Genomic DNA, 13,234 nt, shown 5'->3' with positions numbered 1-13,234 from the left:
ACCAATTTAGCGGTGAGTTTGGGGATTATCAAAAAGAATATCTATAGTTCTATTGATAGGATTTCTGAAGTATTGTCATAATCACAATATGGATTAAATCTACTTAACAAAGCACTGCGCCTTTGCTACAGATTAGTTGTTCCTAGCATGGTTTTTCGGAGGTATTTATGTCCATTAATTCTATTGACCATGATGACATGACGAACATTGCCAACAAATGGGATTCAATTGAGGAAATTGAATCACAGCGACCAACCAAAAACTTGAAGTCAGCGGAAGCTCGACGCCGTATTGAAACGCTACGTGAGATACGCGAAAGCGGCCTGACTATCGAGGAAGCTAAAGAGCTGGGTTTGTTGCACTAGCCTTTGGTATCACAGATATCGATGAAGGGTGACTTAGGTCACCCTTACTTATTTTTATTGCTTTATACCCTTCCTACTTGAAGCTGAAGGGGTGTTGGCTACGTTCGCTCACCCCAATCACATAGTTTATCTATGCTCATGGGGATTCACTCTCTTGCCGCCTACCTGCAACTCCAAGTTGTTTGGGTATAGTTGATTTTAAGCACCCAAAGCAACATTTTGACTCTTAATTTTCCGCATTCCTATGTTATATTTCGCCCCACGATTTTATTGACTGTGGGCTTACTAATGTCTTTCAACCTTGCATTACTGACTGCGGTAGAAAAAAACAGAGTAGAACTTGATAAACAAGCTTCTTACCTTGTTTGGCGACTTAAGCAAGCAAAAGCGGGACCGGAAGAGATCACTAAGCAGATGGCCAAGATTGCTTCTGAAAGCGAAAAACAGTGGTTTCAACAGTCGATAGAGAAGTACAAAAGAGTGATGGGCGTTGCGTAGCGTCTATGCTCTGCAGGTGGCAAATTGCAAACAGCAAGCCTTCTGATAAAATCCGTCGCAACACATTGAATTAGAGAGAACATCCCAATGGGAAGAAGTTTTGAAGTGCGCAAAGCCTCAATGGCGAAAACTCAAGGCGCAAAGATTAAAGTTTACTCAAAATACGGTAAAGAGATTTACGTTTGTGCGAAAAACGGCGGTACTGACCCTGACATGAACTTATCGCTGCGTCATCTGATCACGAAAGCGAAAAAAGACCAAGTACCAGCACACGTTATCGAAAAAGCACTGGATAAAGCCAGCGGTGGTGCGGGTGAAGATTACCAACCAGCACGTTACGAAGGTTTTGGCCCTGGTGGCGCAAGTGTGATCGTTGACTGTCTAAGCGACAACGGTAACCGCACATACCAGGACGTTCGCCAATGCTTCGTGAAAACAGGCGCGAAAATTGGTACTCCAGGTGTGGTTGCACACATGTTTGATCACCAAGCGGTTTTCCAATTCCAAGGCGATGATGAAGAAGCGATTCTTGAAGCGTTGATGATGGCTGACGCAGAAGTGACAGACATCGAGCAAGAAGATGGCGTGATCACCGTATTCGCACCTAACACCGAATTCTTCAAAGTAAAAACCGCGCTGAACGAAGCATTCCCAGACCTGACTCTGGATGTGGAAGAGATCACTTTCGTTCCACAAAACCGCACAGTCGTAAGTGGTGAAGACGCAGAAAAATTCCAGAAGTTCCTCGATATGCTGGATGACTGCGATGACGTACAGCAGGTGTACCACAACGCGGATATCGAATAATCGTTATCTTAAAAAGCCGAGCGAAAGCTCGGCTTTTTCATTTTGGGATATCAGCGTCCTACTTTCAGCACCAAGTCGTTTGCGTATAAAAACAAAAATCATAAGGAGAACAAGATGAGAGTCAGCTTTATTGGATTAGGCGTGATGGGGTATCCCATGGCGGGACATCTACAAAAAGCCGGTTTTGAGGTCACGGTGTTTAATCGTACTCAGGCGAAGGCGGTGGCGTGGGCGAAACAGTTTGGCGGACAGTATGCTGAAACGGTAGCGGAATGTGTCAAGAACGCGGACGTAGTACTCACTTGCGTCGGCAATGACGATGATGTACGCAGCATGACCACGGCAGCCACAGGCGCTATTCCCGCGATGAAACCGGGCGCAGTATTGATCGATCACACCACGACCTCCGCACTGTTGGCTGAAGAGTTGTCAACAGCGGCGCAGCAAGCGGGTTTACGTTTTATGGATGCCCCTGTTTCTGGCGGTCAGGCTGGTGCTGAGAATGGCGCCTTGACCATCATGTGTGGTGGCGACGAAGCGCTCTTTGCTGACATGCAACCTATTTTTGCCGCTTACGGGCGCTCTTCGGTTTTGATGGGGGCGGCAGGGCAGGGCCAGCGCGCTAAGATGGTCAATCAGATCTGTATTGCAGGTGTGCTGAATGGTCTGTCTGAAGGACTGATGTTGGCAGAGCAAGCCGGTTTAGATATCCCGAATCTGGTGGCGTGTTTGAAAAATGGGGCGGCTGGCTCTTGGCAGATGGAAAATCGCGCGCTGACCATGAGCCAAGAGAAGTTTGATTTTGGCTTTGCGATTGATTGGATGATCAAAGATTTGGGTTTCTGCCTGGATGAAGCCGCGCAGTTAGGCCTGAGATTACCGATGACAGAAAACACTATGACTGCTTACCAGCGCCTTTCTGAGCAGGGGTTAGGTCGTATGGATACTTCCGTGCTGATTCAAGCGGTAAAAGACGCTGCTAAGAAATAATAGCCATGCTGACCACAAAAAGCGCCTCAGTGTGAGAGGCGCTTTGAGTCATCAGTGACCTTGGTGCAGTTTGTGGTATAGCGGTTCAATTTACACTGTAAACAACTCACACCTTAAAGCGCGCCACCAGCTCATACAGCTCGTGAGCTCGTCCATTTAATGTCTGGCTACCTTGACGGTTCTGGTTCGCTAAATCCGCCGATTCGCTACTTTGGTCAGAAATTACCACAATACGCTGTGAGATCTCTTGTCCGACAATGCTCTGCTCTTCGGTTGCTGTCGCGATTAAGGCGTTCATATCCATAATAGTGCCAATTGACGCTTGGATTTTTTGGAGTGCTTCGGCCGCCGCGTTGGCTTCACGCACGGTAGTAATGCTGCGCTGTTGGCTCGATTCCATCGCTTTTACGGCCGCGTCTGAGCCCGCTTTCAACTGTTGGATCATTGTGTGAATTTGCTGAGTACTCTCTTGGGTGCGGCTAGCAAGCTTACGGACTTCATCGGCGACCACCGCAAACCCGCGACCTTGCTCTCCCGCGCGCGCAGCTTCAATTGCTGCGTTGAGGGCGAGTAGGTTCGTCTGTTCGGCAATATCTTGAATCACGGCCAATGAGCTAGTGATGTTATTGACATCGCCTTCAAGTTTGGCAATAACGCTGCTCGCATCAGCGACTTCTTCTGCTAAGGCTTGGACTGAGCGAGCTGCCGCATTAACGATGTTATGAACGTCGGTCGCATTATCTTCGGCATCTTTGGCTGACTGCGCGGCATTATTCGCGTTGTTAGAGATCTCTTGAGCGGTTGTCGTCATCTCGGTCATCGCGGTGGCCACTTGTTCGGTCTCTTCTCTCTGATTCGACGCCAAATGGTCAACTTGAGTGGCTCGTTGGCTCATGGCGTTGGTCTCTTCCACTACTTGCTGTCCAACTTGATTGACCCGTTTAATGATGTTTTGCAAGCTCTCTACAAAACGGTTGAAGTTGTGGCTCAATTTATGAAATTCAGGAACAGTGAATTTTTCCATGCGCGCGGTTAAATCCGCATCGCCACTGGCAAATGAACTAATGGAATTATCAAACAGCTCCAGTGGGCGCATGATGCTTCGGTTAATCATTATTGCCATCACGCTAACCAGAATGACAATGAGCAGCGTAATGCCAGCCAATGTATACAGTCCTCGTTTTAGCTGCTCCTCTGTGCGAGCTTCCATCTTTGCAATTTCGGCATCGACATCGTCAGTGTAAAAACCGGTCCCTATAGTGAGATCCCACTGCGGGAGATAGACAGAATAACTCAGTTTAGGTAAGGGAGTCTGTTCTCCGGGTTTGGGGAAATAATAGGTCGTGAATTGGTTTAATTTGGCATTCTTCAGCAAATCCTTAATCAGGTAGTTGCCTTGGGTGTCTTGCATGTTGATAAAGTTATCGCCTAAGCCGTTTGTGGCTTTCCCCAATAACAGGCGAGTACCTTTTGAATCATAACCAAATAGATAGCCACTATTAGCGAATTCGATTTCACGAAGGATAGCTAAAGCTTCTTCTAGAGGTGCTTGGCGTGATTTTAAAGCGTTCAGCGCGGTATCCGCGATTTGTAAATAGGATTTCAGCTCAGTTTGCTTCATTTCCATCATTGCTTCACGGGTATTGCGCATCTGCTCCTGGCTAAGCTTGCTGGTTTCATTGAAGGTAACGTACATCATACTTAATGCTATGGTGAGTAAAGGCACCAAAGAAAGGATGTACAGGCGTTGTCGAATCGTCAGGCTCATAGTCGTGGCTCACTTCGTTAGTTGTTGTCCCCTTCCTCTTTGAAGCGGTAGCGGTGTTGGCTAAGTCCGTTTACCCCAATCACATCGTCTGCTTATGCTCATGGGGATCAACTGGCTTGCCACCTATCTGCAACTCCAAGTCGTTTGGGTATATGAGAACTTTATTAATAAGCCTAGTTCAAAAAGGGATATTGTGTAGTGAGTAACGGAAGATGTTTGAGTATAAGCAAAGAGAGCGTGCTATACTCTGCGCCCTTTCAGTTCGATAGAGCGACCATCATGAACCTTAAAACCGATATTCAACAACTCAACAATCGCATCGATACTTGCCGCCGTAAGTTGGATGCCGCAAAAAGTCGTGCCGATTCAGAGATGGTCAGCAAGTTTACCGATGAATTAGAAGCCTTGACTAAGCGTTTGAATAGCGTGAAAGGCAAGCAAGATTACGATCTCAATAAAATGCGTAAAACGATTACCGATATGCCTTTCTCTCGTGAGTTGACTAAGCTTGAGCAAGCGGATTTAGGTAAGCTGAAAAAGTCGGTGAAAGGGTTAGTGATCGTGCATCCGACCACCAAAATCGGTAAAGCATTGCGTGTCGAAGTGATGACTGGGTTTGCGCCTAAGCCTTTTTGATCACACAAAGCATTGAGATAAAAAGAGCCAGCGTTTGCTGGCTCTTTTGTGTTTGTCAGGTCAATTTAGTAGCCCATCAACTGCAATAGCTGCTCGGCCGTTTGTACCGCTTCTTTGCGGTTGGCGATATTGAGCTTCTGATACAGATTACGAATGTGGGTTTTGATGGTGGTACCTGCCACATCCAACTCATGGGCAATCTGCTCATTACTGAAGCCGGAGTAAATGAGCCCAAGCACTTGCCATTCACGCTGCGTGAGTGGGCTAGTGCGCACAAGCTCTGGAATGTTCGGGTGATTCACCAGCTTTTCGACAAACTCTTCATCAAAATGAATCGAGCGGCTGCGCTGAGTGGTGGAGATCTCCTTGAGCAGCAGGTGGGCACGATGGCGTTCCAAATCCCCTAGCTCACCTCTTTGCACCAGCTTTTCAAGCAGGTAACCAATCTTGCTGCCATCAATTAAGAAATTACCTATCATGCCAGTTTGATTGGTGAGGCGCAGTGCTTGTTTGAGCTTATCGCAGGCTTGCAGATCATCTCCTTCGGTGATGGCAAGCAGCGCTTCTACAATCAAATTACGATTGGTGTCGGTGACGAGTTGATATTCTTGCGCTTGCTCTTGAATAAAGTCCAAGGTATGGCGCGCTTCGCTGAGTTCACCGAGTTGGATTTGTGCGCGCGCGATATTACGCCACTGCAATTGGGAGAAGTGGTTACACGCCTTATCCGGCCGAGTGCTGGACTGTAGCCACTGACGGATCTCGGTACTGTTTTCTTTGACTTGCCAGTAAAGCAGCAAAGAGAGGGATGCATTCGCCGTCCAATCCACATGGTAAGTCGATTGCTTGAGGAGGTGCTGGATCTGTTCAATAAAGCGTCCTGCTTTATCCAATTCACCACGCCCGATAGTGATTCTGGCTAGCATCGAGTAACAGTGCAGGTGCTTACTTTGCGAATGGTTTTCTAGCACGCTCAGCCCCTTATAAGCGGCTTGTTCGGCTTCATCTAAGCGGTTCCAGCACCATAAAATTTGCGCGCGAATCCGCAGCAAAAATTCATGCAGCGGTACTTGATGCAGTTGCTGCTCTTCAATCAACTTAAACGCGTTATCCTGAACTTCGTAAGCCGCTTGCACATACCCTTGCGCCAGTAGAATTTCGCTCTGTTGCAGTAGTGCCCATAAAGCTTGGTGATATACCTGATATTGGCGTGCCAGTTTCTCGGTCTGCTGCATCATGGAGAGCGCACGGCTGAGATGACCTAATACGTGGTTCACTTCACCGACGACAGAGGTCGCGACAATGCGGCTGCGATAGGTCGTGTGATCCAACTGGCTTAACGCGAGTTCAGCTAGTTCCAGCGCTTTTTCTGGTTCGTTTTGGTTAATCGCGACTTGGGCACGCAGCGCGTTAAATTCGCCTTGCTCTTTGGTGGAGAGTTCAACGTTGAGCGCTTTCATCTCTTTCGCCGCTTTGGCAAGCAGTGCGCCGACATCATTGTATCTATGCTGGCTCTGCGCCAGCCAAGCTTGCAACATGCACAATTTAGGCTCGCGGTACAGTTGGGTCGGCGAGAGTTGATTGATCGCCGCTTCCAACACTTCGAGTTCGCCTTGGTTAAACATTTTCCAACCATATTGGCTCAAAATGCTCGCCAGCAGCTCAGTGTCTTGTGCTAAATGAGCATGACGCAGTGCTTGATGAGGTGCCGCGGCTTCTAACCACGCTTTGGCGGCGGCGCGTTGCAAATCTTGCTCTTGCTGCGGAATGCGCGCTTGACGTTGGTGCGCTAAAAATTCAGCAAACAGATTGTGGAAGCGATACCAGTTAGTTTCCCCTTCCAGCGGTGAGATAAATAGCCCGAAGCGGTTAAGTGACTCAATCATTGCCAGTGCATCATCGCGCCCTGTTAAGCTGCTGACTAATGCATCGTCAAAATGATCGAGTACCGAACACTGCATCAAGAAATAGCGGGTTTCATCGTCGAGCAGATCAAACACTTCTTCGACCAGATAATCCCAAAGATGCGCATGGTTAAAGTGCGAAACTGATTCGATGGTTTGAGCGAGCGTGCGGTGCTGATGCTGCGCTTGGAGAGCGATGAGCTGCATCGCAGAAGGCCAACCTTCCACATAATCGCGTAGGTGATTCGCCGTCAGCGCATCAATCCCATCGGAAACGCGTTGGTTGAAAAAGCGGGTCGTCTCTTCGGTATCAAAAGCCAAAAGCTCATTGCCGATCTCAATCATTAAATCACGCACGCGCAGATTAGCCGTACCCAAAGGTGGGGTTGAACGGCTGGTGACCACCAAGGTTAAGTTATCGGGCATGTGCTTTAAGAAAAAGCGCATCGCTTCGTGAATGGTTTCATCATGGATCAGGTGGTAATCGTCCAGCACCACATAACATTCGCCGTGGTAGTCGGCCATCTCGGCAAACACTTCACTAAACAGCGAATGCAATGACGAAAACTGACGCTTCTCTGCCAATTTTTGCGCATTGGGGCAGGCGTTATGGGTTGCTTTATTAATCGCTTGCAGCAGGTAGTTCATAAAGCGGAACGGATCGTTATCGCTATCATCAATGCTGTACCACCCCAGATTAGGCTTGTCGGCAAGCCACTGCGCGGCCATGGTGGTTTTGCCATAGCCGGCGGGGGAACGAAACAGCACCAATTTATAACAGGTGGCGTGTTGTAATAAATCCAGCACACGGGGGCGGACGATGGCGTTATGCAAACGTCCCGGGCGAGTCAGTTTCGAAGGGATCCACATCTTCTTTCTCTCGTCTATTTTTGTCAGAGCCTCATGCTCTTTTAACTTGAAACGCAAGTTCCAAGCCTAAGGGGAGGTGAATACGCGAGGCGCATCACACTCAGATGGGCGAATGTTACTTGAAGTCATTCCGTGCGTTTATTGATCCATACTGAGTTTTTTGTCTTCTTCACGTTTCGCACGTTACTACGCCCTATATTTGTGATTCTTATCACTAATCAATCTTTTTGAAACGGACCATATTGCTTAAGCCTCTACGCTATTTAGTGAAAAATGGGTAACAACTGAGAAATTATTGTGATCTATTTAGCAGAGTGGGCAAATGAGTGATGGCTCGTTTTCTGACTTTTCATAAAGCCTAGCTATGGTTAATCGGCAGGTGGTGTGATCCGAATCACTGCTATCTCTGGCTGAACGGCGCATTGATGGGAGCTAGATCACTCACTACCGGTCTCCTGCGCCTCTACGCCTTGGCTCCTCCTCCCAATTGATGAGAAAAGTGGGAGGATGTTTTGCAAAAGTCGTAGAGGCAGGATAGGGCTCAGATGGATTAGAACCAAACAGTGAGAGTTCACAATGAAACCTACTCAACAGAAACAGTTTGACAAGAAGTTGTTCCAAGAAAACATAAAGCGTCATTTGACCGCGACTTATGCCACAACAGTAGAGCACGCTTCGGCGCGTGCTTGGTATTTGGCGATGGGACGTGCCCTTGCTGAATTTACCACGTTTGATTTGCTGGAAACCGAACAGGATGAACGCATCCTCAATAGCAAAAGCTTGAACTACCTATCGCTGGAGTTTTTGATTGGCCGCTTAACGGGCAACAACTTGATCAGCATGGGCGTGTATGAAGCGGTTGCACAAGCGATGGATGAGCTTGGCCAGAACCTGAGCGACTTGCTGGAAGAAGAGCGAGACCCTTCTCTAGGCAACGGTGGTTTAGGCCGTCTTGCCGCCTGTTTTATGGACTCTTGCGCGGCGCAAGAATACCCGACCGTGGGTTACGGTCTGCATTACGAATATGGTTTGTTTAAACAGTCTTTTGAAGAAGGTCGTCAAAAAGAAGCGCCGGATGCATGGTGTGGAGTCGAAGGCTACCCATGGGAAGTGGCGCGTCCTGAGCTGAAGCAGGAGATTGGCTTTTACGGCCACGTTGAAGTCGTCAATGAAAATGGCAAAGAGCGTCGTCGTTGGGTACCGGGCATGCTGGTGCAAGCGATGCCGTGGGATCTGCCGATTGTTGGCTACCAAAGTGATACGGTTTACCCGCTGCGTTTGTGGGAGTGTCGCGCAATCGCACCTTTCTCGCTAGAAAGCTTCAATAACGGTAACTACTTTGAAGCGCAGCACGCGCTGATCGATGCTGGTAACATCACCAAAGTCCTGTATCCGAATGACAACCACGAAAAAGGCAAAACCCTGCGTTTGATGCAGCAGTATTTCCACAGTGCAGCGTCGGTGCGCGATATTCTGCGTCGCCATGAGGCGGCAGGGCACGCGTTGGCAGATCTGCCGAAATACGAAACCATTCAGCTTAACGATACGCACCCAACCATCGCGATTCCTGAGCTGATGCGCATTCTGATCGATGAAAAGCTGATGTCGTGGGAAGCGGCGTGGGCGATCTGTTCACACACTTTTGCTTACACCAACCACACTCTGCTGCCAGAAGCGCTGGAAACGTGGAGCGAGTCACTGATCCAACGCCTGCTGCCACGTCACATGGAGATCATCTACGAGATCAACCACCGTTTCTTGCAACAAGTGCGTGCCAAATGGCCGGGTGATGTCGCGAAACAGCAAAAGCTCTCGATCATCGAAGAAGGTTTCCACCGCATGGTGCGCATGGCCAACCTGTGTGTGGTCGGCTCTTATGCGGTGAACGGCGTAGCGGCGCTGCACTCAGAATTGGTCAAGCGTGACCTATTCCCTGAATTTGTTGAGCTCTATCCGGGCAAAATCCAGAACGTGACTAACGGTATCACTCCACGTCGCTGGCTGAAGTTCTGTAACCCAGGTTTGTCGGCGCTGATTTCAGAGAAGATTGGCCATGAGTGGCCTGCGAAGCTGGATCAACTGACCAAAGTGGCGCAGTACGCGGAAGATGCGGCGTTCCAAAAACGCTTTATGGAAGTGAAAAAAGCCAACAAAGCGCGTCTGGCTGAGTGGGTGAAAGATCACATGGGCATCGAGCTCGATACCAATGCGATTTTTGATGTGCAGATCAAACGTCTGCATGAGTACAAGCGTCAGCATCTCAATATGCTGCATATTTTGTCGCTCTATCACCGCCTCATCAATGATCCAAGCTTTGACATGCATCCACGTGTGGTGTTCTTCGCGGCAAAAGCGGCGCCGGGCTACCACTTGGCGAAAGAGATCATCTACGCCATCAACATGATCGCGCAGAAAGTGAACAACGATCCGCGGGTTGGCAACAAACTGAAAGTGGTATTCATCCCTGACTATCGCGTCAGCATGGCCGAAATCATCATTCCAGCGGCAGATGTGTCTGAGCAGATCTCAACCGCAGGTAAAGAAGCATCCGGTACTGGCAACATGAAGATGGCGCTCAACGGTGCTCTAACCATAGGTACCATGGACGGCGCGAACGTCGAAATTCGTGAAGAAGTGGGCGATGACAACATCTATATCTTCGGTTTGGAAGTGGATGGCGTAGAAGCACTGAAAGCGCGTGGCTACAACCCATACGATTTCTATCATGCCGATCCGCTCCTCAAAGCATCGCTGGATCTGCTGGTGGGTGAAGAGTTTACGCCGGGTGCTCCGGGCAAACTGCGCGCGACCTATGATAGCTTGCTCGATGGCGGCGACCCGTATTTGGTGCTGGCAGATTTCGCCTCTTACGTGAAAGCGCATGAAGCGATCGATAAACAGTATCGTGACCAAGCGGGCTGGGCGAAGAAAGCCATTCTTAACACCGCTTTAGTGGGCAAATTCAGCTCAGATCGTAGTATCCGTGATTACGTGAATAACATTTGGAAACTGAGCGCTGTACAGCGTTAAGCCCCTTTGGTGAGTCAGACCCCTCTGGCTCACCTTTTTTACATACCCTACACGGAAGGGGAAAGCAGTCCCTTCGGAGAGAGCGATGAATCAAGACAATGCATTAAAACAAGTCGCTGCAATGGCAAAAATTGCCGATCGATACGTCAGCGCGTGGGGCAGCGAAGCTCAAGTGGAAGACGACACGATCCGTCGTCTTTTGGCGTCTCTTGGCTATGACACCAGCAGCGATGAAGCTTTGCTGCAATCGGCAGAGAAGAAACACAAAAAAGATGTGGTGGATCCAGTACTCGTTGTACATCAAGGTTCGGCGATCGAAGTCCCGCTCTACCTTGGCGTGAGTGCGCGCGAAAGCGAATTTGATTGGCGCTTGCAGACTGAGCAAGGCGAGGTGCTGGAAGGCTATCTGCAATCACAAATTGTACGTGATGAACGTGCCGAAGGCGGTCCACTGGTGTTTGCTCTGCCTAACGATCTGCCTTTGGGTTATCACACCTTATTGATTGCCCGTAAGCGTCGTAAAGCACCTTACGAAATGGCACTTATTGTGACGCCACAAGCTTGCTACAAGCAACCAGCCTTGGCACAAGGCAAAAAGCTGTGGGGACCGAGCGTTCAACTTTATACCCTGCGTACCCAGCACAACTGGGGCATGGGAGACTTTGGTGATTTGAAACAGCTCGTGGCGGATATTGCATCACGCGGCGGCGATTTTGTTGGTTTAAACCCGATCCATGCGCTGTTTCCAGCCAACCCAGAGGGCGCAAGCCCGTACAGCCCATCCTCTCGCCGTTGGCTCAACATTCTGTACATTGATGTGAGCTCAGTACCTGAATTTGCCCTCAGCGCCGAAGCGCAGCAAAAAGTGGGTAGTCCAGAGTTCCAGCAGCGCCTACAAAAAGTGCGTGATGCCCATTGGGTAAACTACAGCGAAGTGGCTGAGCTTAAAATGAGCGTCTTACCCCTGCTGTTTGCCGAATTTAAAAAACGTCATCTGGATAAGCAGACCGATCGCGCACACGCGTTCTTAAAGTTTGTGGAAGAGGGCGGAGAAAGCTTGCTGCATCAAGCGGCGTTTGATGCGCTGCATGCCGAACTACATGCACAAGATGCATCGGTGTGGGGCTGGCCTGTTTTCCCAGAGAAATATCGCCGTTTTGATAATGGTTCGGTACAAAAATTTATTGAAGATCATCAAGATGCGGTGCACATCTACATGTACTTACAGTGGATTGCCGATACACAGATCCACGAAGTGCAATCACTGGCTGAAGAAAAAGGCATGGCGGTTGGCTTATACCGCGATCTCGCCGTTGGCGTCGCTGATTCTGGTAGTGAAACTTGGGCGGATCATGGAAATTTATTGCAAGACGTGAGTATTGGCGCACCACCCGATATTCTTGGGCCTTTGGGGCAAAACTGGGGCTTGCCGCCGCTTAATCCACAGGTGCTGCAAGCTACCGCATACGATGCGTACATCAAGCTGCTGCGTGCCAATATGAAGCATTGCGGCGCACTACGTATCGACCATGTACTGGGTTTGCTGCGTTTGTGGTGGGTACCTAAAGGTGAAAACGCGACGAAAGGTGCGTACATCTACTATCCAGTCAAAGATATGTTGGCGATTTTGGCGCTCGAATCTCACCGTCACCAGTGCAGCGTGATTGGCGAAGATCTGGGAACCGTACCGGATGAAATCGTTGAGCTGCTGCGCGATGCAGGCGTACATTCGTACAAAGTCTTCTTCTTCGAAACGTCGAAGGAAGACGGCGGTTACGTTTCTCCGGGGCATTACGCAGAGCAATCCATGGCGGCACTCTGTACTCATGACATGCCAACCCTGCGCGGCTTCTGGCACTGTGATGATCTTAAAATGGGACGTGAGATTGGCCTCTATCCCGATGAAGAGCAGCTGCAAGGTTTGTTTGACTCTCGCTTGAAATCCAAACAGGGCATTCTCGATTCGGTGGCGTGGCACGGCTATCTGCCGGATGGTGTTGGACGTAATGCGACTCAGGTTCCGATGGATTCCTACTTGAGTGAAGCACTGCAACTGCATGTGGCGGCAGGTTCTTCCGCGTTACTGAGCGTGCAGTTGGAAGATTGGCTAGAGATGGATAAGCCGGTCAATATTCCCGGAACGGTCAACGAATACCCGAACTGGCGACGTAAGTTATCGATGAATCTGGACGAGATTTTTGCGCGCGAAGAAGTGAACCGCATTGCGGCACGCCTGACCGAAGTACGCAGCAAAGCCAGCCAATAAGGAACTCAGTGACCAATTTCTTAACTATGACCGAAAGAAGTTGAGGGTTGGTCACTCTTTCCTCCTTAAGAAGTCCGGTAAGATGGACACACGCTTTGCC

At 49.3% G+C, this 13,234-nt stretch carries 9 protein-coding genes; 7 read left to right on the top strand and 2 right to left on the bottom strand.

Annotated features, from left to right (window positions below; all coding sequences use genetic code 11):
• Window positions 1–167 precede the first annotated feature (167 nt).
• The 4 genes from R4537_RS05290 (at window position 168) to R4537_RS05275 (ending at window position 2,660) form a co-directional block, all read left to right on the top strand.
• Complete coding sequence (locus R4537_RS05290) at window positions 168–365, top strand: PA3496 family putative envelope integrity protein (RefSeq protein WP_000026548.1); 198 nt, start codon at window positions 168–170, stop codon at window positions 363–365.
• A gap of 288 nt (window positions 366–653) precedes the next feature.
• Window positions 654–863 (top strand): DUF3283 family protein, encoded by a 210-nt coding sequence (locus R4537_RS05285; protein WP_071178905.1) that lies wholly within the window; start codon window positions 654–656, stop codon window positions 861–863.
• Between the two features lie 87 nt (window positions 864–950).
• Complete coding sequence (locus tag R4537_RS05280; protein WP_000533704.1) at window positions 951–1,670, top strand: YebC/PmpR family DNA-binding transcriptional regulator; 720 nt, start codon at window positions 951–953, stop codon at window positions 1,668–1,670.
• Window positions 1,671–1,712: 42 nt separating this feature from the next.
• Window positions 1,713–2,660: an NAD(P)-dependent oxidoreductase gene (locus tag R4537_RS05275; protein ID WP_262359484.1), complete on the top strand. Its 948-nt coding sequence runs from the start codon at window positions 1,713–1,715 to the stop codon at window positions 2,658–2,660.
• Window positions 2,661–2,766: 106 nt separating this feature from the next.
• Here R4537_RS05275 and R4537_RS05270 read toward each other — a convergent pair whose 3' ends face one another.
• Entirely contained in the window at window positions 2,767–4,428 is a 1,662-nt protein-coding gene (locus R4537_RS05270) for a methyl-accepting chemotaxis protein (protein ID WP_071178903.1), read from the bottom strand.
• 279 nt (window positions 4,429–4,707) lie between these two features.
• On the opposite strand from R4537_RS05270, the gene R4537_RS05265 reads away from it, so the two are divergent.
• The gene (locus tag R4537_RS05265) at window positions 4,708–5,064 is read left to right on the top strand and encodes a YibL family ribosome-associated protein (RefSeq protein ID WP_071178902.1); all 357 of its coding nucleotides are present in this window, start codon (window positions 4,708–4,710) and stop codon (window positions 5,062–5,064) included.
• Window positions 5,065–5,129: 65 nt separating this feature from the next.
• Here R4537_RS05265 and malT read toward each other — a convergent pair whose 3' ends face one another.
• A complete protein-coding gene (malT, locus tag R4537_RS05260; RefSeq protein ID WP_071178901.1) occupies window positions 5,130–7,838 on the bottom strand; it encodes an HTH-type transcriptional regulator MalT in 2,709 nt (902 codons plus the stop codon).
• 576 nt (window positions 7,839–8,414) lie between these two features.
• Between malT and R4537_RS05255 the strand changes: the two genes are divergently transcribed.
• Window positions 8,415–10,868, top strand: a complete 2,454-nt coding sequence (locus R4537_RS05255; protein WP_071178900.1) for a glycogen/starch/alpha-glucan phosphorylase — start codon at window positions 8,415–8,417, stop codon at window positions 10,866–10,868.
• An 85-nt stretch (window positions 10,869–10,953) separates the two neighbouring features.
• On the top strand, window positions 10,954–13,134 hold the full coding sequence (gene malQ / locus R4537_RS05250; protein WP_071178899.1) for a 4-alpha-glucanotransferase: 2,181 nt from the start codon (window positions 10,954–10,956) through the stop codon (window positions 13,132–13,134).
• The last annotated feature ends 100 nt before the right edge of the window (window positions 13,135–13,234 follow it).

It is taken from the genome of Vibrio paracholerae (genome assembly GCF_037672085.1).
Lineage (GTDB): Bacteria > Pseudomonadota > Gammaproteobacteria > Enterobacterales > Vibrionaceae > Vibrio > Vibrio cholerae.
The sequence above is the reverse complement of the archived record's forward strand: the minus strand, read 5'-3'. Positions and strand labels throughout refer to the sequence as shown.

Coding starts and splice junctions, on each gene's coding strand:
- R4537_RS05270 (WP_071178903.1), bottom strand. CDS start 4,428: ATGAGCCTGACGATTCGACAACGCCTGTACATCCTTTCTTTGGTGCCT.
- R4537_RS05255 (WP_071178900.1), top strand. CDS start 8,415: ATGAAACCTACTCAACAGAAACAGTTTGACAAGAAGTTGTTCCAAGAA.
- R4537_RS05285 (WP_071178905.1), top strand. CDS start 654: ATGTCTTTCAACCTTGCATTACTGACTGCGGTAGAAAAAAACAGAGTA.
- R4537_RS05290 (WP_000026548.1), top strand. CDS start 168: ATGTCCATTAATTCTATTGACCATGATGACATGACGAACATTGCCAAC.
- R4537_RS05265 (WP_071178902.1), top strand. CDS start 4,708: ATGAACCTTAAAACCGATATTCAACAACTCAACAATCGCATCGATACT.
- malQ (WP_071178899.1), top strand. CDS start 10,954: ATGAATCAAGACAATGCATTAAAACAAGTCGCTGCAATGGCAAAAATT.
- malT (WP_071178901.1), bottom strand. CDS start 7,838: ATGTGGATCCCTTCGAAACTGACTCGCCCGGGACGTTTGCATAACGCC.
- R4537_RS05280 (WP_000533704.1), top strand. CDS start 951: ATGGGAAGAAGTTTTGAAGTGCGCAAAGCCTCAATGGCGAAAACTCAA.